The sequence below is a fragment of the Halobacterium sp. GSL-19 genome, from assembly GCF_016917855.1.
Classification (GTDB): Archaea; Halobacteriota; Halobacteria; order Halobacteriales; family Halobacteriaceae; genus Halobacterium; species Halobacterium salinarum.
In genome coordinates, this window is the sequence record NZ_CP070377.1 from 429242 (window position 1) to 455529 (window position 26288).

31 protein-coding genes are annotated in these 26288 nt (G+C 67.7%); 20 read left to right on the top strand and 11 right to left on the bottom strand.

What is annotated here, in order from left to right:
- Positions 1–39: 39 nt before the first annotated feature.
- The 10 genes from JT689_RS03950 to JT689_RS03995 all read left to right on the top strand — a co-directional run bounded on the left by JT689_RS03950 (position 40) and on the right by JT689_RS03995 (position 10461).
- Positions 40–300 (top strand): NADH-quinone oxidoreductase subunit J, encoded by a 261-nt coding sequence (locus JT689_RS03950; RefSeq protein ID WP_010902438.1) that lies wholly within the window; start codon positions 40–42, stop codon positions 298–300.
- Positions 297–605: an NADH-quinone oxidoreductase subunit J gene (locus JT689_RS03955; protein WP_205251585.1), complete on the top strand. Its 309-nt coding sequence runs from the start codon at positions 297–299 to the stop codon at positions 603–605. The genes JT689_RS03950 and JT689_RS03955 overlap by 4 nt, the downstream gene beginning before the upstream one ends.
- The gene (gene nuoK, locus JT689_RS03960; protein ID WP_010902440.1) at positions 605–907 is read left to right on the top strand and encodes an NADH-quinone oxidoreductase subunit NuoK; all 303 of its coding nucleotides are present in this window, start codon (positions 605–607) and stop codon (positions 905–907) included. Before JT689_RS03955 ends, nuoK begins: the two co-directional genes overlap by 1 nt.
- A 1-nt stretch (position 908) precedes the next feature.
- Positions 909–2987: an NADH-quinone oxidoreductase subunit L gene (gene nuoL / locus JT689_RS03965; RefSeq protein WP_010902441.1), complete on the top strand. Its 2079-nt coding sequence runs from the start codon at positions 909–911 to the stop codon at positions 2985–2987.
- Positions 2988–4547 (top strand): NuoM family protein, encoded by a 1560-nt coding sequence (locus tag JT689_RS03970; RefSeq protein ID WP_205251586.1) that lies wholly within the window; start codon positions 2988–2990, stop codon positions 4545–4547.
- A gap of 14 nt (positions 4548–4561) precedes the next feature.
- Positions 4562–6031 (top strand): NADH-quinone oxidoreductase subunit N, encoded by a 1470-nt coding sequence (locus JT689_RS03975; RefSeq protein ID WP_268824194.1) that lies wholly within the window; start codon positions 4562–4564, stop codon positions 6029–6031.
- 66 nt (positions 6032–6097) lie between these two features.
- Entirely contained in the window at positions 6098–7531 is a 1434-nt protein-coding gene (locus tag JT689_RS03980; protein ID WP_205251588.1) for a DHHA1 domain-containing protein, read from the top strand.
- Positions 7532–7562: 31 nt separating this feature from the next.
- Positions 7563–8381, top strand: coding sequence for a ParB/RepB/Spo0J family partition protein (locus JT689_RS03985; protein WP_010902445.1), 819 nt, complete (start codon positions 7563–7565; stop codon positions 8379–8381).
- 98 nt (positions 8382–8479) lie between these two features.
- On the top strand, positions 8480–8629 hold the full coding sequence (locus JT689_RS03990; protein ID WP_205251589.1) for a hypothetical protein: 150 nt from the start codon (positions 8480–8482) through the stop codon (positions 8627–8629).
- A 128-nt stretch (positions 8630–8757) separates the two neighbouring features.
- Positions 8758–10461 (top strand): methylmalonyl-CoA mutase family protein, encoded by a 1704-nt coding sequence (locus tag JT689_RS03995; RefSeq protein WP_205251590.1) that lies wholly within the window; start codon positions 8758–8760, stop codon positions 10459–10461.
- A 4-nt stretch (positions 10462–10465) separates the two neighbouring features.
- Here the strand turns inward: JT689_RS03995 and JT689_RS04000 are convergent, their stop codons facing one another.
- Positions 10466–11209, bottom strand: coding sequence for a GNAT family N-acetyltransferase (locus JT689_RS04000; RefSeq protein WP_010902448.1), 744 nt, complete (start codon positions 11207–11209; stop codon positions 10466–10468).
- 54 nt (positions 11210–11263) lie between these two features.
- A complete protein-coding gene (locus JT689_RS04005; RefSeq protein ID WP_229373400.1) occupies positions 11264–11545 on the bottom strand; it encodes a hypothetical protein in 282 nt (93 codons plus the stop codon).
- Between the two features lie 20 nt (positions 11546–11565).
- Between JT689_RS04005 and JT689_RS12425 the strand changes: the two genes are divergently transcribed.
- Positions 11566–11691, top strand: coding sequence for a hypothetical protein (locus JT689_RS12425; protein WP_012289206.1), 126 nt, complete (start codon positions 11566–11568; stop codon positions 11689–11691).
- 57 nt (positions 11692–11748) lie between these two features.
- Here the strand turns inward: JT689_RS12425 and ctaD are convergent, their stop codons facing one another.
- The 3 genes from ctaD to JT689_RS04020 form a co-directional block, all read right to left on the bottom strand.
- Complete coding sequence (gene ctaD, locus JT689_RS04010; protein WP_010902450.1) at positions 11749–13530, bottom strand: cytochrome c oxidase subunit I; 1782 nt, start codon at positions 13528–13530, stop codon at positions 11749–11751.
- A 125-nt stretch (positions 13531–13655) separates the two neighbouring features.
- On the bottom strand, positions 13656–13883 hold the full coding sequence (locus JT689_RS04015) for a DUF6684 family protein (protein WP_010902451.1): 228 nt from the start codon (positions 13881–13883) through the stop codon (positions 13656–13658).
- Between the two features lie 41 nt (positions 13884–13924).
- Positions 13925–14287 (bottom strand): hypothetical protein, encoded by a 363-nt coding sequence (locus JT689_RS04020; RefSeq protein WP_070807656.1) that lies wholly within the window; start codon positions 14285–14287, stop codon positions 13925–13927.
- A 142-nt stretch (positions 14288–14429) separates the two neighbouring features.
- Between JT689_RS04020 and JT689_RS04025 the strand changes: the two genes are divergently transcribed.
- Both JT689_RS04025 and JT689_RS04030 read left to right on the top strand, forming a co-directional pair.
- Positions 14430–15287: a heme-copper oxidase subunit III gene (locus tag JT689_RS04025; RefSeq protein WP_205251591.1), complete on the top strand. Its 858-nt coding sequence runs from the start codon at positions 14430–14432 to the stop codon at positions 15285–15287.
- Between the two features lie 49 nt (positions 15288–15336).
- Positions 15337–16185, top strand: coding sequence for a biotin--[acetyl-CoA-carboxylase] ligase (locus JT689_RS04030; RefSeq protein ID WP_205251592.1), 849 nt, complete (start codon positions 15337–15339; stop codon positions 16183–16185).
- On the opposite strand, the gene coxB is transcribed toward JT689_RS04030, so the two are convergent.
- On the bottom strand, positions 16186–16953 hold the full coding sequence (coxB, locus tag JT689_RS04035) for a cytochrome c oxidase subunit II (protein ID WP_010902455.1): 768 nt from the start codon (positions 16951–16953) through the stop codon (positions 16186–16188).
- 157 nt (positions 16954–17110) lie between these two features.
- Here coxB and cyoE point away from each other — a divergent pair, with 157 nt between their 5' ends.
- Genes cyoE through JT689_RS04055 form a run of 4 tightly spaced genes read left to right on the top strand, consistent with a single transcriptional unit; the run spans position 17111 to position 20779 of the window.
- Positions 17111–18439, top strand: a complete 1329-nt coding sequence (gene cyoE, locus JT689_RS04040; RefSeq protein WP_010902456.1) for a heme o synthase — start codon at positions 17111–17113, stop codon at positions 18437–18439.
- Entirely contained in the window at positions 18440–19096 is a 657-nt protein-coding gene (locus JT689_RS04045) for an ABC transporter ATP-binding protein (RefSeq protein ID WP_205251593.1), read from the top strand.
- Positions 19097–19136: 40 nt separating this feature from the next.
- A complete protein-coding gene (locus JT689_RS04050; RefSeq protein WP_205251594.1) occupies positions 19137–20033 on the top strand; it encodes an ABC transporter ATP-binding protein in 897 nt (298 codons plus the stop codon).
- Positions 20030–20779, top strand: coding sequence for an ABC transporter permease (locus JT689_RS04055; RefSeq protein WP_010902459.1), 750 nt, complete (start codon positions 20030–20032; stop codon positions 20777–20779). Before JT689_RS04050 ends, JT689_RS04055 begins: the two co-directional genes overlap by 4 nt.
- 5 nt (positions 20780–20784) lie before the next feature.
- Here JT689_RS04055 and JT689_RS04060 read toward each other — a convergent pair whose 3' ends face one another.
- Both JT689_RS04060 and JT689_RS04065 read right to left on the bottom strand, forming a co-directional pair.
- Positions 20785–21264 (bottom strand): hypothetical protein, encoded by a 480-nt coding sequence (locus JT689_RS04060; protein ID WP_205251595.1) that lies wholly within the window; start codon positions 21262–21264, stop codon positions 20785–20787.
- 17 nt (positions 21265–21281) lie between these two features.
- Positions 21282–21890, bottom strand: a complete 609-nt coding sequence (locus JT689_RS04065) for a DUF420 domain-containing protein (RefSeq protein ID WP_010902461.1) — start codon at positions 21888–21890, stop codon at positions 21282–21284.
- A gap of 121 nt (positions 21891–22011) precedes the next feature.
- Here JT689_RS04065 and JT689_RS04070 point away from each other — a divergent pair, with 121 nt between their 5' ends.
- The 3 genes from JT689_RS04070 to JT689_RS04080 are packed head-to-tail and all read left to right on the top strand — an operon-like array spanning position 22012 to position 24397.
- Complete coding sequence (locus JT689_RS04070) at positions 22012–22428, top strand: cobalamin B12-binding domain-containing protein (protein WP_010902462.1); 417 nt, start codon at positions 22012–22014, stop codon at positions 22426–22428.
- A 1-nt stretch (position 22429) separates the two neighbouring features.
- Positions 22430–23404: a methylmalonyl Co-A mutase-associated GTPase MeaB gene (gene meaB / locus JT689_RS04075; RefSeq protein ID WP_205251596.1), complete on the top strand. Its 975-nt coding sequence runs from the start codon at positions 22430–22432 to the stop codon at positions 23402–23404.
- A 57-nt stretch (positions 23405–23461) separates the two neighbouring features.
- A complete protein-coding gene (locus JT689_RS04080; protein ID WP_205251597.1) occupies positions 23462–24397 on the top strand; it encodes an alpha/beta fold hydrolase in 936 nt (311 codons plus the stop codon).
- Here JT689_RS04080 and JT689_RS04085 read toward each other — a convergent pair.
- The 3 genes from JT689_RS04085 to JT689_RS04095 are packed head-to-tail and all read right to left on the bottom strand — an operon-like array spanning position 24374 to position 26270.
- Positions 24374–24757: a Zn-ribbon domain-containing OB-fold protein gene (locus tag JT689_RS04085; RefSeq protein ID WP_205251598.1), complete on the bottom strand. Its 384-nt coding sequence runs from the start codon at positions 24755–24757 to the stop codon at positions 24374–24376. The two genes, JT689_RS04080 and JT689_RS04085, sit on opposite strands and share 24 nt — an antisense overlap.
- Positions 24754–25941, bottom strand: coding sequence for a thiolase domain-containing protein (locus tag JT689_RS04090; RefSeq protein WP_205251599.1), 1188 nt, complete (start codon positions 25939–25941; stop codon positions 24754–24756). The genes JT689_RS04085 and JT689_RS04090 overlap by 4 nt, the downstream gene beginning before the upstream one ends.
- 41 nt (positions 25942–25982) lie before the next feature.
- A complete protein-coding gene (locus JT689_RS04095; protein ID WP_205251600.1) occupies positions 25983–26270 on the bottom strand; it encodes a hypothetical protein in 288 nt (95 codons plus the stop codon).
- Positions 26271–26288 lie beyond the last annotated feature (18 nt).

Consider the following 26288-nt stretch of genomic DNA (forward strand, 5'->3'; position numbering starts at 1 on the left):
ACATAGGGCGCTCTCTCAATCCATCAGGTGACCAAATCAATGCCATACGAGACACTCGCGTTCGCGTTGTTCGCTGCCCTCACGGTAGCGAGCAGCCTCGGTGTCGTTCTCGTGCGGGACGTGTGGCACTCCGCGCTGTTGTTGGGCATCGCGTTGCTCAGCATCGGCGTCCACTACGTGATGCTGCAGGCGCCGTTCCTCATGGCGATGCAGATCCTCGTGTACGTCGGTGGAGTGCTCATCCTCATCACGTTCGCCGTGATGCTCACGAAGAAACAACCGGGGGTGACGTCCTCGTGACGTCGCGCCCGGAGTTCGCGGGCGACCTGAACTTCGGTTCCGGGTTGGCCGCAGTCGCGCTGTTCGCTGTCATGGCCGTCGTGTTCGTCGGTGCGGGCTTCGAGTCGGCGACCGCCGGGTTCCCGGCGGACGTTTCCGTCACGGCGAGCCTCGGCTACGTACTCATGGACCTCAACGGCACGGCGCTGGCGGAGGCGACGCCGGGGTTCCTCGCTGCGTTCGAGATCATCGACGTCGTGTTGGTCGCGGCGCTGGCGGGCGCCGTCTTCCTCGCAAACCGCGGCAGCCAGGGAGGTGACCAGTGATGGTGCCCATGGAGTACTACCTCCTGTTGTCCGCTGCCGTCTTCTGTATCGGCGTCTTCGGCGTGCTGACGCGCCGCAGTGCGTTGCTGTTCCTGATGTCCGTCGAGTTGATGCTGAACGCGGCGGGCATCAACCTCGTGGCGTTCTCGTGGTTCCACGGGAACCTCTCGGGGCAGGCGTTCACGCTGTTCGTGATGGCGCTTGCCGCCGCCGAGGTCGCGGTCGGTCTCGGCATCATCCTGACGCTGTATCGTAACTTCGATGACATCGATGTGACAAACGCGACGACGATGAGGTGGTAAGATGGCAGGTGCATTAGAGTTCATTCCGGCGATTCCGTTGTTGCCGTTCGCGTCGTTCCTCGTTGCCTTGCTTGCGGGCTATTTTGCACCCAAGCTGCTCCCGAAGGGCGGCGCGATTCCGGGTATCGTAGCGACCGCTGGCTCATTGGTGGTCTCGGTGTGGGCGTTCGTCACCGTGAGCCAGGGCGAATACATTGCCGAGTCGATCTACACGTGGGTGGCGGCCCCGAACGCGTTCAGCCTCCACTTCGGCGTGCTCGTTGACCCGCTGGCCGCGATGATGCTCGTCATCGTCTCGCTGGTGGCGTTCCTCGTGCACGTGTTCAGCCTCGGGTATATGAACGACGAGGGCGAGGGCGGACTCCACCGGTATTACGCCGGGCTTGGCCTGTTCACGTTCTCGATGCTCGCGTTCGTCGTCGCGGACAACCTCCTGATGGCGTTCATGTTCTTCGAGCTGGTGGGGCTGTGTTCGTACCTCCTCATCGGCTTCCACTTCCGCCAGCAGGGGCCGCCGAGCGCGGCCAAAAAGGCGTTCCTCGTCACGCGCTTCGGTGACTACTTCTTCCTCATCGGCGTGGTGGCGGTGTTCGCGACGTTCGGCACGGCGCGGTTCGTCGCGACCGGTGAGGGCGCACACGCGTTCCCCCACATGGCCGAGCAGGCGCTCGCCGCGGTGGGCGGCGAGGGCACGATGCCCGCACACGTCGCACACTTCCTCGACGTGGTCGGGATGAGCGCCCAACAGTGGTTCAGCGTCGTTGGGCTGCTGGTTCTGGGCGGCGTCATCGGGAAGTCCGCGCAGTTCCCGCTGCACACCTGGCTGCCCGACGCGATGGAGGGTCCAACGCCGGTTTCGGCGCTCATCCACGCCGCCACGATGGTGGCGGCCGGCGTCTACCTGGTCGCGCGCATGTACGGCTTCTACGCGCTGCTACCGACCGTGTTGGCGATCATCGCGCTTGTCGGCGGGTTCACCGCGCTGTTCGCCGCGACCATGGGTGTGGTCAAAGACGAACTCAAGCAGGTGTTGGCGTACTCCACCATCAGCCAGTACGGCTACATGATGCTTGGCCTGGGGACCGGCGGGTATATCGCCGCCAGCTTCCACCTGCTCACGCACGCGTTCTTCAAGGCGCTGTTGTTCCTTGGGGCGGGATCGGTGATCATCGCCATGCACCACAACGAGAACATGTGGGACATGGGCGGTCTCCGCAAGAAGATGCCGGTCACCTACTACACGTTCCTCTCCGGGAGCCTCGCGCTGGCGGGGATCGTGCCGTTCGCGGGTTTCTGGTCGAAAGACGAGATCCTCTACGAGGCACTCATCTACGGTGCCGGCGACAGTCCGATCCTGCTTGCGGCGTACGCGATGGGGCTGCTCGCAGTGTTTTTCACCGGGTTCTACACCTTCCGCATGGTGGTGCTCACCTTCCACGGTGAGCCCCGCTCCGACACCGCAGAGGACCCACACGGCGTGCGGTGGAACGTCAAATTCCCGCTCGTCGTGTTGGGGGTGCTTGCGGCCACGGTGGGGCTGGTGAACATGACGCCGGTCGCGGAAGCGACGGGCCTCCACATCGAGTTCCTCCACACGTGGCTCGCCGGCCCCGAGGGCACCGCGTTCTCGGCGCTGGGCTACGAACACTACCATCACCTCCTGGAGTCGTTCGCCGGCTACCACGCCGCGGACATCGCGCCGTTCGTTCCCGCGGCGGTCTCGCTGGCGCTCGCGCTCGGCGGTGCCGGCCTCGCGTGGCTGCTGTACAGCGGCCCAGCACCCACCAAGCACACCGAGAAACTCGGCGCAGCGAGAACACTGCTGTACAACAACTACTACCAGGACGAATACCAGGTCTGGCTCGCGAAGGGCGTGACGCTGCCCCTGGCTCGCGGCGCGGACACGTTCGACCAGGGCGTCATCGACGGCATCGTCAACGCCGTCAGCAGCATCAGCCTGTTCTCCGGCGGCCGCATCCGCCGCATCCAGGACGGCATCGTCAGCCACTACGCGACGATGCTCACGCTCGGCTTGGTCGCGTTGCTTGTCGTCTTCGGCGTCACAGGGGGGTGGTTTTAGATGATGATAGAAGCGTTACTCGGCGTTACGCTGCTGTCGGCGCTCGTCGTGATGCTTGCCCCGGACCGCATCGCGGGGAAGCTCGCCGCCGGCCTCAGCCTGCTTCCCGTCGTGGGGAGCGTGTGGATGTTCGCACAGTTCGACGGGAGCGGGAACGCCCTGCTTGAGGGCGGCTCGCTCGCGTTCGAGACGATGACACACTGGATCACGATCGGGCCGTACACGCTGAACTGGCACGTCGGCATCGACGGCATCAGCATGCCGCTGGTCGTGTTGTCGACGATCCTCACCACGCTCGCCATCACGAGCGCGTGGACGCCCATCGACGAGCGCCAAAGCCAGTTCTACGCGTTGATGTTGCTCATGGAGGCCAGCCTCCTGGGCGTGTTCACGGCGCTTGACTTCTTCGTGTGGTTCGTGTTCTGGGAGTTCGTGCTGGTGCCGATGTACTTCCTCATCGGCATCTGGGGCGGCCCCCGGCGGAAATACGCCGCCATCAAGTTCTTCGTGTACACGAACGTCGCGAGCCTGCTGATGTTCATCGGGTTCATGGCGCTCGTGTTCGGGCTCGACGTCACCACCATGGACATGCCCGCGATCGCGCAGGCGATCCACGCCGGGCAGTTCGGGACGACGTACGGCCTGGGCGCGGAGACGCTGAAGACGGTGGCGTTCTTCGCGATGTTCATCGGGTTCGCGGTGAAGGTGCCGACGGTCCCGCTGCATACGTGGCTGCCCGACGCCCACGTGCAGGCCCCGACGCCGGCGTCAGTGATGCTTGCGGGCGTCCTCCTGAAGATGGGGACGTACGCGTTGCTGCGGTTCAACTTCACGATGATGCCGGGGATCGCACAGCAGTACGCGGTCCCGATCGCCGCGCTGGCGGTGCTCTCAGTGATCTACGGGGCGATGCTCGCGCTCGCACAGCGCGACCTCAAACGCATCGTCGCGTACTCGTCGGTGTCCTCGATGGGGTACGTCATCCTCGGGTTGGTGGCGTACAACTACTACGGGGTCGGCGGCGCGACCTTCCAGATGGTCGCTCACGGCCTCATCTCCGGCCTGATGTTCATGTGTGTGGGTGTCATCTACAACACCGCGCACACGCGCATGGTCGGTGACCTCTCCGGCATCGCGGACAAGATGCCGGTGACCGCAGCGGTGTTCATCGCCGCCGCGTTCGGGTACATGGGCCTGCCGCTGATGGCCGGGTTCGCCGGCGAGCTGTTCATCTTCCTCGGCGGGTTCGGCGCCGACTTCGCGCACGCCCAGCTGTTCACGGCGCTGGCGATGTTCGGCATCGTGATCGTCGCCGGCTACCTGCTGTTCGCGATGCAGCGGGTGTTGTTCGGGCCGTTCGCCGCCGAAACTGACTACGACATCGTGCCGGCGGCGCTCCACGACACCGTGCCGATCGTCGCGTTGCTCCTGTTGGTCATCGTGGCCGGAACCGTCCCGAACGTGTTCTACGGCATGATCCAGGACGCCGTGACGCCGGTGGTGGACGCCGCGGCGTCTGCGAGTGCTGTCGTGGTGTCAACCGGGGGTGTGTTCCTGTGACGGAGCTTCCGCCGTTGACACCGCAGTTCGTGCTGGTCGCAGCGGCACTGCTCGTGTTCGGTGTCGACACGCTGTTGCCGGACCGCGACAACAACACGCTGCTCGCCGGGATCGCGACCGCCGGCACGCTGCTCGCCGCCGGGACGGCTGCGTGGTTCCTGTCGGCGGGCACCGGCGACGCGCAGTTCGTGCAGTTCGACGGCGCGATCATCGTCGACGCGCTGTCGCTGTTCTTCGTGGTCGTCGTCGGCTCGGTCGGCACGCTGGTCGTGATGGCCAGCCACGACTACCTCGACGACGCCGACAGCGTCGCGGAGTTCTACGCGCTGACACTGCTTGCCGCCACCGGAATGACGCTGATGGCAGCCGCCAACAGCCTCGTGACGGTGTTCATCAGCCTCGAACTCGCCAGCCTCCCGTCGTACGTGCTGGTGTCGTATCTGAAACGCGACCGCGGCAGCATCGAAGCCGGGCTGAAATACTTCCTCATCGGCGCGCTGTCGTCGGGGATCATGCTCTACGGCATCAGCCTCGTGTACGCCGCGACCGGCGTCATGGGGCTGGCCGCGATCGCGGACACGATCACCGCCGGCACCGACTTCGTTGGCGTGCTGGGGCTGGGGATCGTGATGCTGGTCGCCGGGTTCGCGTTCAAGACCGCCTCCGTGCCGTTCCACTTCTGGGCGCCGGAGGCCTACGAGGGCGCGCCCGCGCCGGTGTCGGCGTTCATCTCCTCGGCGTCGAAAGCCGCCGGGTTCGCCGTGCTGTTCCGCGTGTTCACGACCGCGTTCCCCCTGGACGTCATCGCCGGCACGGTCATCGACTGGTCGCTGCTGTTCGCGGCGCTGGCGGTGGTCACGATGACACTCGGGAACTTCGCGGCGGCCACCCAGGAGAACGTCAAGCGGATGTTGGCGTACTCCAGTGTCGGCCATGCGGGCTACGTGCTCATCGGCCTCGCCGCGCTGCAAAGCGGCGGCGGCGCACAGAACTCCCTCGTGTTGGGGGCGTCGATGATGCACCTGCTCGTCTACGGCTTCATGAACACGGGCGCGTTCCTGTTCGTCGCGCTCGCGGAGTACTGGGACGTGGGCCGGACGTTCGAGGATTACAACGGCCTCTCGAAGCGCGCGCCCGTCGCGTGTGTCGCGATGACCGTGTTCATGTTCAGTCTCGCTGGCCTGCCGGTCGGCGCTGGCTTCCTCTCGAAGTACGTCCTGTTCGCGGGCGCGGTCCAGTCCGGGTTCGCGTGGCTGGCGGGCATCGCAGCCATCAACAGCGCGCTGTCGCTGTTCTACTACTCGCGGGTCGTGAAGGCGCTGTGGATCGAGGACCCACGCGACGACCTGTCGCTTTCGGGGCAGCCGACGGGCCTCTACGTCGCCGTGCTGGCTGCGGCGGTCGGCACGATCGCGCTCCTGGTGGCGTTCGATCCCGTCGCGCAGACCGCAACGCACGCCGCTGACGTGCTGTTCGCTGGCTGATCCGGAGTTCGGCGCGGTTCCACAGCGGTACTTTTTAACAGGCTCGTGGGTAAGGCATGGCAACGAATGGTTTCTCGGCTGGTGCTTGGCTGCGGAACGGTCGGGCACGCTGTCATCGGCTCGCTGGCGGACCGACGCGGGGAGTTGTTCGTCTTCGACGGCGACGAGAGCCGCGTGGACAGCCTCCGCAACGAGTCCGTCGCCGCCGAAGTCCGGGACGTCACCGATCCGGCGGCGATCACGCTCCCGGATCGGTCGGTCGACATGGTCGTCGTTGCCGGGGAGCGCGCCGACCGGAACCGGCTGGCCGCGATCGCCGCCGACGCGGCGCATCCCGACGCCGGGCTGGTGGTGTATCTGGGGTTCGACGCGACGCCGAAAGACCGCCACCGGGTCGACTCGGTCGCGGATCGCGTCGTCGATCCCGGCGCGGAGCTGCTGTCGCACGCCAACTCGTTGACCGAATCGGGCGCATCACAGCGCCTCCAGGCGCTGCGCCAGACCCTGCAAGGGATCGACGGCCGCCTCGGGGTGTTCATGCACGACAACCCCGACCCCGACGCGATCGCGGCCGCCGTCGGCCTCCAGCGCATCGCCGAGGACGCCGGCGTCGACAGCCAGGCCTGTTACTTCGGGGAGATCTCACACCAGGAAAACCGGGCGTTCGTGAACCTCCTGGAGTTCGACCTGCGGAACGTCGAAACACAGTCCGACGCCGAATTCGACGCGGTGGCGCTGGTCGACCACTCCGGCCCCGGGGTCAACGACCAGCTCGCCCCCGACACCGACGTGGACATCGTCATCGACCACCATCCGCCGACGACCGATGTCGACGCCGGGTTCACCGACATTCGGCCGGACACCGGCGCGACCAGTACGATCCTCGTGGAGTACCTGCGTGGCTACGGGATCGACGTCCGGACCGCGGTGGCGACAGCACTGTTGTACGGGATCCGCGTGGACACCGACGACTTCGCGCGGGAGATCACGCCGCGTGACTTCACGGCCGCCGCGTGGCTGTTGCCCAACGCCGACACCGACGTGCTCGAACGCATCGAAGCCCCGTCACTGAGCGCGGACACCTTCGACACCATCGCCGCCGGGATCCGCAACCGGCAGCTCAATGGGTCCGTGTTGGCGTCCTGCGTGGGGCAGATCACCGCCAGGGATACGCTCGCACAGACCGCCGACCGCCTGTTGGCGATGCGGGGCGTGGCGGTCACGTTCGTCTACGGCTACTTCGACGGCACGATCTACGTCTCCGCGCGGTCGCGCCGAAAGGACCTGGATCTCGGTGCGGTGCTCCGGTCGGCCTTCGACGACCTCGGGTCGGCCGGCGGCCACGCCGACATGGCGGGTGCACAGCTCCCCCTGGGGCTGTTCGACGCCGTCGGTGAGGACGCAGCCACGACGCTCACCGAGATGATCGAGGAGGTGGTCGCGTCGCGGTTCTTCGAGGAGGTCCACGGTGGCACCTCCGGCATCCAACAGGGTGAGTGAGCTATTTCTGCGGCGGCGGCGTAGTCCCGGTATGGACGAGGCTTTAGCGCACGCCAACGGCGAGACGCCGGCCGTCGGGGACTACATGACCAGGGACGTCGCGACCGTGTCCGCAGACGACACGGTCTCGGACGTTGCGGCCCGGATCTCCGAGAGCGATCACAACGGGTTCCCGGTGACCGACGGCCGACACGTCGAAGGGTTCGTCTCCGCGCGCGACCTCCTGTTGGCCGATCCCGACGAACTGCTGTTCAAGGTGATGACCGAGGACCTGGTGGTCGCGCACCCGGAGATGGACGTGACCGACGCCGCGCGGGTCATCCTGCGCTCTGGCATCCAGAAACTCCCGGTGGTCGACGACGCGGGCAACCTCGTGGGTATCATCACGAACGCCGACGTGATCCGCTCCCAGATCGAGCGCGCGACCCCCGAGAAAGTCGGCAAGCTCATGCGAACGCTGGAGACGATACACGGCGTTTCGATCACCGAGGAGCGCCGCACGGTCACGATCAGTGACGTCGTTCCGACCCAGGGGAAGGTGTACGCCGACGAACTCGAAGGCCGCCGCTACGAGCTCGAAAACGGGCTGGCGGAGCCACTCGTGGTGATCGACAACGGCAGCACCGGCGACGACGGCAGCCTGCTGTTGGCCGACGGCCACCACCGCGTGATGGCCGCCGAACGCGCCGGCGTCGCGGAGATGGACGCGTACGTCATCGTGTTGGAGCGCGCGGTCGATCTCGGGATGGCGCGGACCGCCCGGACCGAGGGCCTGGACTCCATCGCGGACATCGATGTCGTCGATTACGCGCGCCATCCGCTGGTCGAAACGATCGAACGCCTCCAGTAGGGTCCACGGACTGTTATTACCGCGATCGACCGCTCGACACGCTGGGCGTCAACAACGCAAAAAGCCGCGTGCAGGGCAGCCAACTGCTCCAGATCGCAATGGCAGACGGCGTCGCGCTCTGGGCGCGCCTCCTCGGGGAGTTGACCGTGCTCGTGGTGACCACCGTCGGCTACCTCGCCGCCGGGTACGTGGCGTTCTACTACTGCCAGCGGTGGGCGCGCCGAGACGGCGTCATGGGCCACTACTGACCGGCTGCCCGCCAGTCACGTGCCCACAGCCCTGCTCGGTGCTGCCGCATGGCCACGCCCGACCACCACCATTCGAACCCGATCCCCACCGGTTCCTTAATGAATCTTCCTGAATGAGTGTGTCACACATGTACGATGACGACGACCTCGCGGACATCCGGGAGGCACGCGACGACTGGACCGAAACCACGCTCGGGCCGGTGCGGGACGCGTACGGCGAGCGCAAAGCCCGGTTTGCGACCGTCTCGAACATGGAAGTCGATCGGCTCTACACGCCCGCCGACGTCGCCGACACCGACTACAACGAGGACCTCGGGTTCCCGGGCGAGTTCCCGTACACGCGCGGCGTCTACCCCACGGGGTACCGGGGTCGGACGTGGACGATGCGCCAGTTCGCCGGCTTCGGCACCGCCGAGGAGACAAACGAGCGCTTCCACTACCTCATCGACAACGGCCAAACCGGGCTGTCGACGGCTTTCGACATGCCGTCGCTCATGGGCCTGGACTCCGATCACCGAATGAGCCTCGGGGAAGTCGGCAAGGAGGGCGTCGCCGTCGACACCCTCCGAGACATGGAGATCCTCTTCGACGGCATCGACCTCGCGGCGGTTTCGACGAGTTTCACCATCAACCCCAGCGCGCCGGTCATCTACGCGATGTACCTGGCGTTGGCCGACCAGCAAGGCGTCCCCCGTGAGGACATCCGTGGCACCCTCCAAAACGACATGCTCAAGGAGTTCATCGCACAGAAAGAGTGGGTTGTGCCGCCCACGCCGTCACTGGACCTGGTGACCGATGTCGTCGAGTACTGCGTCGCCGAAACGCCGAACTTCCACCCGATCTCGGTGTCGGGCTACCACATCCGCGAGGCCGGCTCGACCGCGGTCCAGGAGCTGGCGTTCACGCTCGCCGACGGGTTCGCGTACGTCGAGGACGCCATCGACCGTGGGTTGGATGTCGACGCGTTCGCGCCACAGCTCTCGTTTTTCTTCAACTCCCACAACGCCATCTTCGAGGAGGTCGCGAAGTTCCGGGCGGCCCGCCGGATCTACGCGACCCTCATGGACGACTGGTACGGGGCCGAGGCCGACGCCGCAACGCAACTGAAGTTCCACACCCAGACCGCCGGGCAGAGCCTCACCGCCCAACAGCCCAAGAACAACATCGCCCGCGTCACGCTCCAGGCGCTGGCCGCGGTGCTCGGCGGGAGCCAGAGCATTCACACGAACTCCTTCGACGAAGCACTCGCGTTACCCAGCGAGGAGGCGGTGCGGGTCGCGTTGCGGACCCAACAGATCATCGCCGAGGAGTCGGGCGCGGCGGACATCGTTGACCCACTGGGTGGCAGCTTCGCCGTGGAGTCGCTCACGAACGAGATCGAGGCCGAGGCGATGGCGTACCTCACCGAGATCAAGGAGCTGGGCGACGGCAGCGTCCGCGACGGCGTGCTGGCCGGCATCGCGGACGGCTACTTCCACCGCGAGATCCAGGAGTCCGCCTACGAGTACCAGTCCCGTGTCGACGACGGCGAGGAAACCGTCGTGGGCGTCAACGAACACGAGATGGACGCCGACACCAGCCCGGACACGCTTCACGTCGACGCGGAGGCCACTCGGGACCGGCAGCTCGGCCGCCTCAGCGACGTCAAGGCCGAGCGCGACGACGACGCCGTCGAGGCCACGCTGGCCGAGCTTCGGGCCGGAATCCGCGCGGACGAGAACACCATCCCGTACATCGTGGCCGCGGTCAAGGCGTACGCCACCATGGGCGAGATCATGGCCGTGTTCAAAGACGAGTTCGGCGGCTACCAGGAGACGGCCGCCGCCGCGTGACCACTCAGAGGTAGGCCGCGTCCCACCGGGTCTCCCGGCGCTCGTTCCCACAGTTGTTGCATGCCACTCGCCCCATCGTGTTCATCGCGGTGTCAGCGTGCTCGCAGGCCGCACAGTAAAACCCGTATTTCGTCTCCCGATCCGCGTCCCGGTACGCCGCGTAAAACGGCGCATCAGAGCCGCGCTCGCGTTCGTCCAGCGCCACCCAGAGGTCGCCGACCGTGGTCTCGCGCCGTTCGGTCATCGCGGCCGTGCTCGCGGCCGCCGGGAGCTTGACGTACAGATGCTCGGTGTGGGTGTCGTCGCGGATCGCCAGCTCCCGGGTGCCGCTTCGCGCGTAGCCGTGCGCCTGATAGAAGTCGTTGCCGGGTTCGTTGGCCGCGAGCACCCGCCCCTCGATCCGGCTCGCGCCGTGTTCCAGCAGGTGTGTTTCGGTGTCACTGAGCAGGCTGCCGCCGACCCCGTCGCCCCGGGCGTCCGGGTGGACGTGCAGCCACTGGATCGCCGCCACGTCCCCGTCGCGCTCGCTCTCCGAGAACCCGACCACTGCGTCGTCCCGTTCGGCGACCAGATACTGCACGGCGTCGGTGTCCAGGCGGTCGGCCAGGCGGTCGCTGTCGTACCACTCGGTGGCCGCGGTGTGCACGATGTCGTCGCCCAACGGATCGGCGTACGACGCCTCCAAGGACGCGTTTGCGACTGCACGAACGGCGTCGCCGTCGGCGTGGGTTGCCTCCCGAACTATCATGATCGTTCGTTCGGATGCCACGCATATATACGTGCCTGCCACCCGTCGTCGTGGTCACTCGCGGTTCGACACCAAGATGATCGCCGCCAACCCGACCCCCAACAGCGCACCCACGGCACAGACCCCGAACACGGCGAGGTTCAACGGGGTCAACTCGAAGACGATCGGGCCGAGGCTTCCGTACTCCGGGGACGGCCCGGTCGCGAGCGGGCCGGCCGCGCCACCGTTGCCGTACACGATCACGCCCAGCACGTAGCCGAAGATGCCGGCCGTCCCCATCGCGCCGGCGTACATCCACAACACGATGCGACGCCCACTGCTCTCGGTGTCACTCACGGCCGGTCGTTGGTGGCGCAGTGAGTAGCCTTTTGCGGTGTCACGCCCAACGCAGCGCCATGGAAGACAAAGTCGTATTGTTGCTGTTGTTCGGCGGGATCGCAGTCCTCATGTTCATCACCGGGTTCGTGCTGGTACTCGCCTGACAGCTCCGCCGCTGGGCGTACGCCGCCCGAACCCGCAGAAAACGTCGCTGACGGCGGCTACGACTCGGTGTCGCTGTCCGCGGCCGGCTGCCCGCCGTCAGTCACCGCGTCCGCCTCGGATTGCGCTTCGTCACCGCCGTCGGGGAGCACGGTCGTCTCCTCTTTCGCACGGAACCACGCCCAGTCGTTGGTGAACTGGTCGGTCTCCTCTAGGTCCCATGGGTCAGTGGAGTCGACGCGTGGCCCCTCACGCCACGAGGTCGCCATGTTGAACAGCCAGATCAGCGTCGACACCCCGATCAGGAACGCCCCCACTGTTGCGAGCCGGTGTGCGGTCGCGAACTGCGGGATGTACGTCGCGTACCGCCGTGGCATCCCGCCGTAGCCGAGCCACAACATCGCCAGGAACGTCGCGTTGGAGCCGACGAGCGCCGTCCAGAAGTGCGCGTGCGCCAGGCGCTTCTGGTACATCCGGCCCGTGACCATCGGGAACCAGTAGTACGACGCCGCGAACAGCGCGAACCCGATCGCACCGTAGACGATGAAGTGGAAGTGACCGACCACGTAGTAGGTGTCGTGCAGGATGAGGTCGATCGGAATGACCGCGAGGAACACGCCGGTCACACCGCCGATGATGAAGTTCTGCACGAACCCGATGCAGAACAGCATCGGCGCGGTCAGGCGCAGTTTCCCGTTCCACATCGTGGTGATCCAGTTGAACACCTTCACCGCCGACGGGATCGAAATCGCCAGCGACACCGCCATGAAACTCGACCGAATCCGCGGGTCGATGCCCGTCGTGAACATGTGGTGGGCCCACACCCCGAAGCTCAGCACGCCGATCGCCAGCGTCGAGTAGACGACGAACTTGAACCCGAACAGCTTCCGCCCCGAGAACTTCGGCAGGATCAGCGACACGATCCCCATCGGCGGCAACACGAGCACGTACACTTCGGGATGGCCGAAGAACCAGAAGAGGTGCTGCCAGAAGATCGGATCCCCGCCGGCGACCGTGAAGAACGTCGTTCCGAAGTTCCGGTCGAGCAGCAGCATGATGAGGGCGCTGCCGAACAGCGGGAACGCGAACAGGATCAGGCCGGACTGGGTGAGCATCGTCCACGAGAAGATGTCCAGATCCGGCCATCCGACGTCCTCACCGCGCTCAGTGAAGATTGTCGCGATGAAGTTGATCGCGCCCATCGTCGCGGACACGCCGGTGAGGTGCAGCCCCAGCATCATCATGTCCACCGCGGGACTCGACATCTGGAGCGACAGCGGCGTGTACATCGTCCACGACGTCTGTGCAGTGGCGATCCCCGGGATCAGAAACCCGGACCAGATGAGGATCGCGCCCGGCGGCAGCAGCCAGAACGCGATCGCGTTGATGCGCGGGAACGCCATGTCGTCGGCGTCGATCAACAGCGGGATGAAGTAGTTCCCGAAGGCCGCGATCATCGGCGTCCCGAACAGGAACAACATCGTGATCCCGTGACTCGTCAACAGCCCGTTGTACAGCGACGGGCTGATCAGCGTCTCACTGCTCGTCGCAAGCTCAGTCCGCATCAGGAGCACCGACACCCCGCCCCATGCGAACGCGATGGTGCCGTAGACGCCGTACAGGATCCCGATGTCCTTGTGATCGACCGTCGTGAACCAGCGGATAATGCCCCCAGGCTTCTCCTCGTGCGTGTAGCCGGTGCGCTCCCCGAGCCCACCGCCCACGTCGCTGAGGGGCGTGTACGACCGCCAGTCCTCGAGTCGCGCGAGGACAGCGACCACGCCGACGAGCAACACGCCCATCAGCACAGTGAGTGTAATCGATGACGCTGCTGTAGCCATGCCTCCTAGTCAGGATTCGACGGTAAAGAAAGCTTAGGATTGTCCACGGAAATGTCGGCGCGACCACGCCACCAAGTCAGCGGTCGACACGAGACTGTGCGGCGTCGCCGCGCGGCGGGCGGTGCCTACGTCTCCGGGCCCTCGATGGCCTTGGCGGCGAAGTACGTCAGCACCGCGAGCGCGGTGAAAATCCAGCCGATGAGCACGAACTGGATGATGCGTTTCAGCGTGAGCCCACCGTCCCACGGGTTCAACACCATGAAGACCACGAAGAAGAACCCGAGAATCGCCAGGGGAACGAGGTTCACCGTGATGTCCAGGATGGTATCCCGGTCGAAGAGTCGCGCTGACATTGGTGTGTAGTGAGTGTGGCTGACTGATATACGTTGCTAGTTCAGAGCCGCTGGGTTTCGTAGAGGAACGCCACCGCAGACGCCGCCCAGACGAGCACACTCGTGCCGAGCATCGCGATCCCGCGGGTGGTGGCGGTCGTCCCCGTGTAGATGACCGCCCCGAGCACGGCGAACAGCACGCCGACGGCGACGCCCGGCCGCCAGAGGGTGTCGGCGAACGCCGACTCGCGAGTGATCCCGACCACACAGGCGGCGAACAACAGCATGCCACTGACCGCGACCGGGGTCAACCCCTCGAACACGAGTCCGACCTCGGTGACGACGATCCCGATCACGAGCGGGATCGGCCACGGGCTGGCTCGCGTGTACTGGTCGCTGAGCCCCGGCTCAGTTCGTTCAGCCATGCACACGCCTTGGGGTGACAGCATTAGAAACCCACCGGTTCACGCCGTCGTCCTGGGACACCAGCCACACGTTCGTCTCGGACGCGCTGGCTGGCCGCCGCAGTTGGATGGGTTTTTAATACTCGCTCCGTAACCCCGTTGTATGAGCGTAGCGGACGACTCGACCGACGACCACGGCCACCACCTGCCGGCCGTGGAGGACTGGCCGAAGGGCTTTGGGGAGGCCAGCTGGTGGCCCTTCATCACTGCCATTGGCGCTGCGGGCTTCTACATCGGCGCCGCACTCTACGTGCTTGGCCGCGGTGAGAGCGCACTCGTGGGTCCGATGGTGGGGCCGGGCGTGTTCATCGCAAGCACGTTCGCCTTCCTTGCCGGGCTCTACGGCTGGGTGTACCACGCCTTCGTGGCCGCCTACTGGAGCAACGACGGCGGCGGCAGCACCGCACTCCGGTGGGGGATGATCGGGTTCCTCGGCTCCGAGATCGCGACGTTCGGGGCTGGGTTCGCGTACTACTTCTTCATCCGCGCGGGCACCCAGTGGAGCACCGCGGCCAGCGCCATTCCGGACGGATTCCTGGGCTCCCTGGTCGTTGTGAACACCGCCATCCTCGTCGTGTCGAGTTTCACCCTCCACTTCGCACACGTCGCGCTCCGGAAGGGCAACCGGTCTCGGTTCCTGGCGCTGTTGGTGTCCACGCTCGTCCTCGGGGTCGTCTTCATCGGCGGCCAGGTCTACGAGTACTACGAGTTCATCGCCCACGAGGGGTTCACGCTCTCCGGTGGCCTCTTCGAGAGCGCGTTCTTCGGGCTCACTGGCCTACACGGACTGCACGTCACGATGGGCGCGGTGCTCATTGGCATCATCACGGTCCGCGGGCTTCGGGGGCAGTACTCCGCTGACCGCCACACGTCGGTGAGCACGGTGTCGATGTACTGGCACTTCGTGGATCTCGTCTGGATCTTCCTGGTCGTCGTGCTGTACGTCGGGTCGGTCGCCTAACCACGGCGAACCCGCCGGTCTTTTTCACTGGCGTTGCGAACGCCGCCGTATGACTGTTGATCCCGCGGCGCTCCAGCGCCAGGTGTCGGCACCAGTCGTCCACCGTGAGACGTGCCCAAGCACGAACGACATTGCGCGCGCCGAAGCGCGGGCAGGGGCCACCGACGGCACGTTCGTGATCGCGGACGAGCAGACGGCGGGCCGCGGGCGCACCGGCAACGCCTGGGCGAGCCCGCCCGGTGGCGTCTGGTCGAGCACCGTCGTTCGTGCCGACATCGCAGCCAGCCACGTGGGACGACTCACGCTCGCCGGCGGGCTGGCCGCCGCCGACACCGCCGCGTCGTTCGGCGTCGACGCCCGGCTGAAGTGGCCCAACGACGTGGTGGTCGCGGCCGCCGACGGCAGCGACCAGTCGAAGCTGTGTGGCGTGCTCACTGAGGCGGTCATCGACGAAGTCCCTGTCGCCGGCAAGCCCGTCGGGAGTGTGCTTCCGGAGACCGACCCTGCGAACGCCGACATGTCGTTTGCGGTGCTCGGCGTCGGCGTGAACGCGGCGCTTGATCCCGACTCGCTCGGTGATCTCGACCGCGCCGTGACGACGCTCCGAGCGGAGCGTGGCGCTGTCGATCCGACGGCCGTGGCGGCGACGCTGCACGAGCACCTCCGAACGTGGGTGTCGCGCGTCCAAACAGCGGGCGGGATGGACGACGCCGTCGCCGCGGTCCGCGAGCGCAGCGCGACGCTGGGCAAGCGGGTGCGCGTGACCCGCTTCGACGACGACCCAGTCACCGGCACTGCCGTGGCGATCGACGACCGTGGCGCGCTCGTCGTGGAGCGACCCGACGGAGCGCGCGTGCACGTAACAGAAGGAGTGTGTCAGCGACTGCGGCGCGCGTAGTCAGGCGCCGACGGAGACGTTCTCCGGGTCGTTGATGTACGCGTCGTACGTGTCGCGGTCGACGACGTGGATCTTGCTGAGCATCTTCGAGTGGCCCGCGCCACAGAACTCAGCGCAGTACAGCTGGTAGGTGCCCTCATCGAGGTCGTTCGTGACGAGGTGGTTCTGCTGGCCGGGAAGCGCGTCCATTTTCAGCCCCAGCTCCGGCGCGTGGAACGCGTGGATGACGTCGTTGGATTCGGTTTGTATGGTGACCTCCGTGTCCGCCGGTAACACCAGCGGCTGGTTGCCAACCACCGTGTCGTTGCCGGCACCCGAACTCATCGAGACGTTCGACCCCGCGTAGTCGTAGTTCCAGTACCACTGAACGCCCTCGACGGTGACGGTGGCGCTGTCCTCGTTGGCCATCGCGGCCTGGACGTCGTCCCCGGAGGACAACAAGTACGGTGTCCCCATTGCACTGTAGGCCGACACGCCGACGAACAGCAGGACGACCGCGGTCGCGACTGTCCACGTGATTTCGAGCCGGCGGTTCTCCTTGGTCGGTTTCGCCTCGTCGGCGTTCCGGAACTTCCAGACGGTGTATACGAGGATCCCCTCAACGAGCAGCGTGATCGTGATGGCGGCGGCAACCAGCTGGCTGTTGAGATTGCGGATGAGCTCCTCGGTCGCCGACTGGTACCCGGACGACGCGGCAGCCGGGTCCACGAACGCCACGAGGACCGCGATGCCAGCGACGAGAACAGGTACAAGCCGCTTCCCTCTCATACTGACTGACGGTAGGGAGTGACTCCATAAATAGGTGCTGAATGGGGGGCGCTGCGAGTCGGATAGGCTAAGTGTCCCGACCCGTAAGCTCCGGCTGAGAACCGCAGTGAGCAGAAACACCGCCACCCAGTTCGTCGCCGTGCTCGCCGCCGCCGCGATGGGCGTGTACTCGCTGCTCGTGCTCGGCGCAACCACCTCGCTGACGGGGGCCGCGAGCGCGTGCCAGACGTGGCCGTCCTGCAACGGGCAGTGGTTCGCACTGCAGTCGCTTGACCTGGTCGTCGTCTGGGGCCACCGGACCGCCGCCGCGCTCACCGGGCTCGCCGTGGTCGGCGCGGCCGTGCTCGCGTGGCGCACTGGGGCGTCCCGGCGCGTCCGCACGGCGGTCACGCTCGCGCTCGCACTCTACCCCGTCCAGGTCGTCATCGGCGCGTACACAGCCATGTCCGCGGGTGCTGCGCCGTTCACCGGCGTGCATCTGACGCTCGGCGTGGGGATCTTCGCGTCGCTCGTCGTGGCCCTCGCCTGGACGCTTGACGCGCAGACCGGCGACCTCCCGTCCGCGGAGTGGGAGGGCGAACCCCGTCACACCGACGACGGCGACCCCACCCAGCCGGGCATCGTCCGCGCGTACGTGCAGCTCATGAAGCCGCGGCTGATGTGGCTGCTGTGTCTGGTCGCCGGTGCCGGCATGGCGCTCGCCAGCAGCCAACTCGGGGCCGGCCAGCAGCTCTCGGCGGCCACCGTCGTGTTGACGCTCGGCGGTGGCGTCCTCTCGATCGGCGCGTCGGGAACGTTCAACCACGTCCTGGAGCGCGAGCAGGACGAGAAGATGGCGCGAACCGACGACCGGCCGGTGGTCACGGACCGCATCCCGCCCCGGAACGCGCTGGCGTTCGGCGTCGTGTTGGGGGTGGCCTCACTGGCCGCGTTCGCGGCCGTGAACCTCCTGACGGCCGTGCTCGGGCTCACCGCCATCGCGTTCTACTCGATCGTGTACACGCTCGTGTTGAAACCCAACACCAGGCAGAGCACGGTCATCGGCGGTGCCGCGGGCGCGCTGCCCGCGCTCATCGGCTGGGTCGCCGTCACCGGCGCAGTGGGGGTCGGCGGCGTCGTGCTCGCGGGCGTCATCTTCCTGTGGACGCCGGCGCACTTCTACAACCTCGCGCTCGCGTACAAGGACGACTACGAGCGCGGCGGGTTCCCGCTGATGCCGGTCGTCGAGGGCGAGGCGAAGACCCGCCGCCACATCGTCTACTACATCGGCGCGACGCTGGCGTCCGCCGTCGTGCTCGCAGAACTCACCGGGCTCGGCCCGCTGTACGCCGCAACCACCGTGTTGCTCGGGGCCGTGTTCCTCTACTTCGCGATCCGGCTGCACCGCGAGCGCGACCGCCGCGCCGCGATGCGGTCGTTCCACGCGTCGAACGCCTACCTCGGCTGTCTGCTGGTCGCTGTCGTGCTCGACACGATGGTGGTCTGAATGCCCACACGGACCGTCTCGACCAGTGTGGTCCGCCCCAGCCGGGAGACACTGCTCACGTGGGCGGCCGTCCTGAACGGCGAGCTCGTCGCCGTCCTGCTGTATTTCGCACTGACCACGGCGACCCCGACCGACACGGTCGCGATCGTGTACCCGTTCGTCTGGATCAACGTCGCCGTGTGGGCGGTCCGCCGCGTGGGCGTGCCGTCCGTGGCGTCCCGCCGCCAGGCAGCGGTTGCGGCCGGCGTGGGCGTCGGCTACTTCCTGTTGCTCGGCAGCGTGGGCGGGCTGTACATGCTCCAGGGGGCGGGGTTGGGCGCGCGCGTGGCGTGGCTGTCCCCCGGCTGGGGGCCGGCGCTGGTGTACAGCGGCACCGCGGTGACGGTGAGCCTGATCCCGTTCAAGCTCGTCGGCTACGCGACCCTGGCGTACCTCGTCGCCGCCGCCGTCGCCGACGCCGCCCGCACGGGGGTTGCGGGTCTCGTGGGGCTGGCGTCCTGTGTGAGCTGCGCGTGGCCGGTCCTCGGAACGCTCCTCGCGGGCCTGTTCGGGAGCACGTCGGCCGCCGTGACCATCGCGGAGTCCGACCCATACGGGGTCTCTACGGTCGTGTTCGTGTCGTCCGTGGTCGTGTTGCTGTGGCGTCCGTCCTGGTGACTTCCACACTCATTTGAGTGCCCGGGCTAGATCTCTCGGTATGGACTCGGTACTGGTTGCCGACGACGTGGCCAAGTCGTACGGCGACGTCGCCGCTCTTCGTGGCGTATCGTTGTCCGTCTCCGAGGGGGAGGTGTTCGCCCTCGTCGGCCCGAACGGTGCGGGGAAGACCACACTCGTGCGGTGTCTGACCGGCACGACGACGCCCGACGGCGGGCGCGTCGAACTGCTCGGTGAGCCACCCCAGGACGCGCAGAAACAGCGCCTGGGGCTGCTCCCGCAGTCGTTTTCGCCGCCGGACCGCTTGACCGCCGCCGAGCTCGTCGGGTATTACGCGGGGCTGTACGCCGACAGCCGCGCGCCCGACGCCGTGCTCGAATCGGTCGGCCTCGACCCCGACGACGCGACCCGGTACGGTGATCTCTCCGGCGGACAGCGCCGCCGAGCCTGCGTCGCCGCCGCGCTGGTGAACGACCCGGACGTGTTGTTCCTGGACGAACCCACGACGGGCGTCGACCCGGCGGGCCGACACGCCCTCTGGTCGGTGTTCGAAGGGCTCGCGGCCGACGGCACGACGATCGTGTTGACGACCCACGACATGGCCGAGGCGAGCGCGCTCGCGGACCGCGTCGGCCTGCTCGCCGACGGCGACATCGCCGCCACCGGAACCCCCGCGGACCTCGTGGCGGCGCACGCCGGCAGCCCGCGGCTGGTCGTCGACACCGACGCCGACCCAGAGCTTGCCGGCTTCGATTGCACGCGCACCGACGCGGGGCTCGTCTTCGAGGGCGTCGACCCCACCGCAGTGGGCGAGATCGCCGCCGCGCTCGACGACGCGGACGTGGCCTTCGACGCGCTGTCGTGGCGCGAGCCCAGCCTTGAGGACGCCTACCTGGCGCTCGCCGGTGACGCCGAGCGCGGGGAGGTGGTGCAATGAGCGCGGCGGGCCGGGTGCGAGCGGAAGCCACAGGCGCGATGCGGACGTTCCTCCGGCGCCGCACGGCGGTGTTTTTCACCTTCTTCTTCCCGGTGGTGTTGATCGTGATCTTCGCCGGCCTGGTGCGCACACAGGGCGGCAGCAGCGCGGGCCTGTTCTCGCAGCCCACGGGGTATTACCTGCCCGCGTACCTCGCAACCGTGGTGTTGTTCACGCCGCTGTCGCGCGTCGGCAGTGAGGTGGCGCGGTACCGCGCGGACAACCGCTTCGAGAAGCTCGCCACCACACCCCTGTCGCGGGCCGAGTGGCTGGCCGCGCACGCGCTGGTGAACGTGGTGTTGATCGTGCTCGCGGCGGCGGTGTTGGTCGTCGCGTTGCTGTTGACGGGCGCGAACTTCACGGTGTCGCCGTGGCTGGCGTTCTTCGTGCCGGCGGCGTCGGTGCTGTTCTGCGGGATCGGCGCCATCCTCGGGAGCCTTGCCGACGGCCAGGACGGCGCGATCGCGGCCAGCAACGGCATCGCGTTGCCGCTGTTGTTCCTCTCGGAGACGTTCGTGCAGCCGGCGCTGTTCCCGGCGTGGTTCCGGCCGCTGTTGAACGCGTCGCCGCTCGTGTACTTCGCGCGCGGCGTGCGCGCGGCGACGTTCACCGGCGGCGACGGGGTCGTGTTCAACGCCGGCGTGGTGTTGGTGCTGGCCGTCGTCGCGTTCGGGGTGGGAGCCGCCCTGATCCCGTGGACGGAGTGAGGCGGTCACGCCCCGTCCGTGGCTCGCATGTGGGCGGCGGCGAACGCCGCGGCCGCGATGGCCACGCCGAGGACCGCGATCCCGGCGGCGACGACGGTCCCGGCCCACAACAGGAGTGCAAGCAGCGGTATCGACGCCAACACGGGGGTGCCGGAGACGACGGTGGCGAGGCCACCCAGGCAGAGGGCACCACCACCGGCAACCACGGCCGTTCGTGTCGACGTTGCGGTGACGTGTGCGAGCCGCGGCGGCGTGTCCGTCGTGGTGTCCTGTGGCGGCGGTGAATGCCCCAGCAGCGCCTGCGTGCCACGCGCGCCGTCGTCAGGGGCGTCCGTCAACGGGGACAGCGTCGTCCCCCAACAGCGCTCGCAGGGTGGCTCGGGTGTCCGCTGGACCGCGCCGCAGTCTTCACACCGCCAGCGGTCCGTGTCGTCGGCGGCCGGCTCCGTCGCGGGTTCGGTCGCCGTCTCGTCGCTGCGTGACATCGGGTGGACGTGTGGTGTTATCTGGGCACCCAGGCGTAGACGTGGTTCAGCATGACGTACGTCACGACGCCGAGGAACAGCGACAGCGACCACGCGGTGGCGGCGATGCGGCCGAACGTCGCGTGCCTGGTGCGCTTGAGCTCGGCGGGCGAATGCGTCAGCCCCAGGACGATCGCGTACAGCACGACTGGCACCGAGACGACCGACAGCAGGATGTGTACCGCCAGCATCAGGAGGTACGCGCCCTTGACGACGCCCGCGAACTGCCCGAGGAACATCCCCTGGGTGATGACGATGGATTTCTCGAAGCCACCGCCGACCTTCCAGAGGTACAACACGAGGAACACGCAGATGAGCGTGAACGCGGTGAGCATCGCCGCGCGGTGTTTGCGGACCGCGCCGCGCTTGATGAACGCGACGCCGGCCAGCAGGCTGGTGAGCGCGAGCGTGTTCACGACCGCGATGAGGTCCGCGAACAGCAACACCGTCGGATCATCGAGGGGCGGGAACAACGCAACGACGTCGGTGAATGCGCCGGCGACGAGCGCGTACCCGAGCACGGACAACACGATGGTGACCCGTCCCGGGTTGGCTTTCGCGTAGCTGGCGGCGCGGACAGATACCATACGCCGTGGTTAGTGGGGGAGTGGCAACCCGTTTTCGCTTCACGCCGCCACCGCCGCGGTGTGTGCGGAACTATCATACAAGTCCGTTAGAGTGAAGCCGGCCTGCGATGATGGTTCCGCCATGAGTGAGGACTCCACACGGAACGTCCGGTGTCTCGTGGCCAAAGTCGGACTCGACGGCCACGACCGTGGGGCGCACGTGATCACGCGTGCGTTCCGCGACGCCGGCTTCGAGGTGATTTATTCGGGGCTGCATAAGGCACCCGACGAGATCGTGCAGGCCGCCGTCCAGGAGGACGTCGACGTGCTCGGGATCTCGATCCTCTCGGGGGCGCACAACACCCTCGTGCCCAAGATCATCGAGGGGTTGGCCGAGTACGACGCCGCCGAGGACACGCTCGTCATCGTCGGCGGCATCATCCCCGACGAGGACCGCGCGGACCTCGAAGCCGCGGGCGTGGACGCCATTTTCGGCCCGGGGACGCCGATGGCGGACACGATCTCGTTCATCGAATCCAACGCCCCACACCGTGACTGAGATGCCGGCCAATCAGCCCGACCTCGTTGCGGATCTGCTCGCGGGCAAACACAGAGCGCTCGCCCGCGCCATCACCAAAATCGAGGACCGGAACGACGGCTACCGCGACATCGTCTCGGCGCTGTACCCACACACGGGACAGGCCGACGTGATCGGGATCACCGGCAGTCCCGGCTCGGGGAAATCAACGCTCGTGGACAAGCTGGCCAGCCAGTACCGCGAGCGCGGCCTGACCGTCGGCGTCATCGCCGTGGATCCGTCCTCGCCGTTCACCGGCGGAGCCGTGCTCGGCGACCGCATCCGCATGGCGTCCACCGCGACGGACATGGACGTGTTCTTCCGGTCGATGTCCGCCCGCGGCAGCCTCGGGGGGTTGTCGACGGCGACCGCGGACGCGGTGAAAGCCCTGGACGCGTTCGGCAAGGACAAGGTCATCATCGAGACCGTGGGCGCCGGCCAGAACGAGGTCGACATCGTCAAGACCGCCGACACCGTCGCGGTGCTCGTGCCGCCGTCGTCGGGCGACGACGTGCAGATGCTGAAAGCCGGCATCCTCGAAATCGGCGACGTGTTCGTCGTGAACAAGGCCGACCTCGACGGCGCGAACAAGACGGTCACCGAACTCCGGAACATGCTGGATCTCCGCGACCCCGACGACGACACCGATTGGAGCCCGGAGATCGCGGAGACGGTCGCCGAACGCGGGACCGGCGTCACCGACCTGCTCGACGTGTTCGACGCCCACACCACCTGGCTGGACGAATCCGGCCGCCGCACTGAGAAGCGCCGCACGCGGTACGCCGAGGAGCTCCGAACGCTGCTGCGGGCGGACGCAAACGAGGTGCTTGAGGCCGAGCTCGCCGACCGCGGCGGGGTCGACGAGCTGGTCGCGCGCATCGACAGCGGCGCGACCACGCCCTACGAGGTCGCCGCCGACGTGCTCGACCCGATCCGGGACGCGCTGCGCGAGGACTGACCGCGCGCCGGCGCGGCGACACAACGGCTAAACCACTGGCCGTCATCGCCCTCACGTATGACACTCCGCAGACTGCTGGCTGGCGTGGCCGGGGGCACCGCCGCCACGGCCGCAGCCAACCGGCTGGTGCGCGCCGACGAGCAGCCCCCCGACCCGCTTCCCGGCACCCGGACGACCACGCGCTGGCGCGGCTTCGACGTGTCGTACACCACGGCCGGCGACCCCGACGACCCCGATCTCGTGCTTCTACACGGCGTTCACGCGGCGGCGTCCAGTCGCGCGTTCGCCGGTGTCGTCGACACTCTCGCCGAGGACTACCACGTGCTGGCCCCCGACCTCCCCGGGTTCGGCCACACCGACCGGCCGTCGATCGCGTACACAAGCGCGCTCTACGAGGCGTTCGTCGCGTCGTTCATCGGCGACGTCGCCGGCGACGATCCGGCCGTGGTCGCGTCCTCGTTGACCGGCGCGTGGGCCGCGATGGCGGCCGCTGACACGTCCGTGTCCGCGCTCGCGCTGGTGTGTCCGATCGCCGACACCGGGCAGCGACGCCCCGCCGTGCGCCGCCTGCTCCGCACGCCGGTGGTCGGCACCGCCGTGTTCAACGCGCTCGTCAGCCGCCGCGGCCTCCGGTGGTTCACCAACCGCCACGCGTTCTACCAGTCCGCGAACGTCCCCGCCGGACTGCTCGACTACCAACACCGGACCAGCCACCAGCCGAACGCACGGCTGGCACCGGCGTCGTTCGCGGGCGGCATGCTCGACCCGGCAGTCGACCTCGTGGACGCAGTCCAGTCGGTGCCGGCCCCGGTCACCCTCGTCTGGGGGCGGGAGGCACGCATCACGCCGCTTGCGGACGGCCGCGCGCTCGCGGACGCCGCCGACGTGCGGCTGACCGTCCTCGACGACGCGGGCGCGGTGCCACACGTCGAACACCCGGCGTCGTTTTGCGACGCGCTCGGCGCGGCGCTACCGCAACTCGAACACCACTAGCCGGTCGCCGGTCGTCGCCGACTCGCCGACCGTCGCCGCCACCTCGTCGCCGATCTCGACCGTTCCCGGCTCCGCCCGCACCTGGCCAGTCAGCCGCACCGCGCCGAACGACGCCACCGCAAGCACGTACGGCGCGTCGTCGGCGAACGCCGGCGTCGCCACGTGCAGCGTGGAACACGAGTCGATCGTGCCCGTCTCCGGCAGCGCCGTCTCGGTCAGCTCCCGGGCCCCGCAGTGCGGACACGCGTGCCGCGGCGGCAGGCTCCCGTGGCCGTTCGGGCACGCCAGATAGTACCCCTCGTCGGCGGCCAGCGCGTCGATGGCGTCGTCGTAGCCGTCGTCCCGAACGCGGTCGCTCATGCCGCATCCGCCTCCGTGTCCGCGACCGTCTCAAGCACGTGCACGACGGCGCTGGCGACCGTGCCCCCGGCGTTGTGCGCGACCGCGGTCTGTGCGTCCGCGACGTGCTCGCTGTTGACGTGGTCGCCGCGCAGCAGCCTGGTGAGCTCCGCGACCTGGCTGGTGCCGGTCGCGCCGACCGGATGGCCCTTGGCTTTCAGGCCCCCCGAGAGGTTCACCGGCAGCCGCCCGTCTTTGGTCGTGACACCCTCGCGCGCGGCAGTGATGCCGGCTCCGGGCTCGAAAAAGCCCAGCGACTCCGTCGCCATCACTTCCGCGATGGTGAAACAGTCGTGTACTTCCGCCACGTCCACGTCGTCGGCGGACACCCCTGCGTCCGCGTAGGCTTCGGTGGCGGCGTCGGTCGCGGCCGGCGAGGTCGCCATGTTCTGGCGGTCCTGGAGCGCCATCTTGTCCCCGCCCTGGCCGGTGCCGGTCACCGCGACCGGTGCGCTGACGTCGTGCGTGTCGGCGTACGACTCGCTCACGAGCACGAGCGCGCTCGCGCCGTCGGTGACGGGGCACGCGTCGTACAGATGCAGTGGTTCCGCGACCGGCGGCGACTCCAGGGCGTCCGCGACGGTGATCGCCTGCTGGTACTGCGCGCGGTCGTTGTCCACCGCGTTGGCGTGGTTTTTGACGGCGATGTGCGCGAGGTCCTCCCGGCTGCCGCCGAACTGCTCGAAGTACGACGCCGCCATCAGGGCGTACGCGCCGGGGAACGTCATGCCCGCGCGCACCTCGTACAAGCCGTCGGCCGCGATCGCCAGCGCGTCCGTCGATTCGGCGGTTTCGAGGTTGTTCATGCGCTCGGCGCCGCCGACAACCACCACGTCAGCCTCGCCGTTGCGAACGTCCCGGACGGCGCGCCGGAGCGCGACGCCGCTCGACGCGCACGCCGACTCGTACCGGGTTGCGGGCACGTCGAGGCCCAGCGCCTCCGCGACCAGCGGCCCCTGGTGGCCCTGGTGCTCGCTCAACTCCCCCATGAAGTTGCCGTAGTGCACGGCGGCCACGTCTTCGCGGGCGACGCCGGCGTCGTCCAGCGCCGCCAGCCCGGCTTCCGCGAACAGGTCGCGGCTCGTCCGCTCGGGATGCACACCGAAGTGGGTCAACCCCACGCCAGCTACGCGCGCGTCTGTCATGCACGACCGTACTCCGAGCGGGTTCAAAAACAGTCCGAAACCTACATCCCCATGTCCGCCGCGCCCGCCGGCACTGGGAGGTCGTGTTTCCCGACGCCGAGGCGCTCGGCGGCGTGATCCAGCGCCATGTCGAACCCGTAGTAGCGTTCGAGCTCGTCGCCGTCCGGCGACGACCGCACTTTCAGCATCGCATACCCCTCGACGTTCTGCGCGATGGCCGCGGTGGTGCCGCGCTCGCCGGTGAACGCCAGCACGCGCTCGGCGTCGGTCTCGTAGTACTGCGCGGTGATGCCGTCGGCCTCGGCGGTCGCAGCGGGGTCGTCGGTCATACGCCGACGTACGGACGC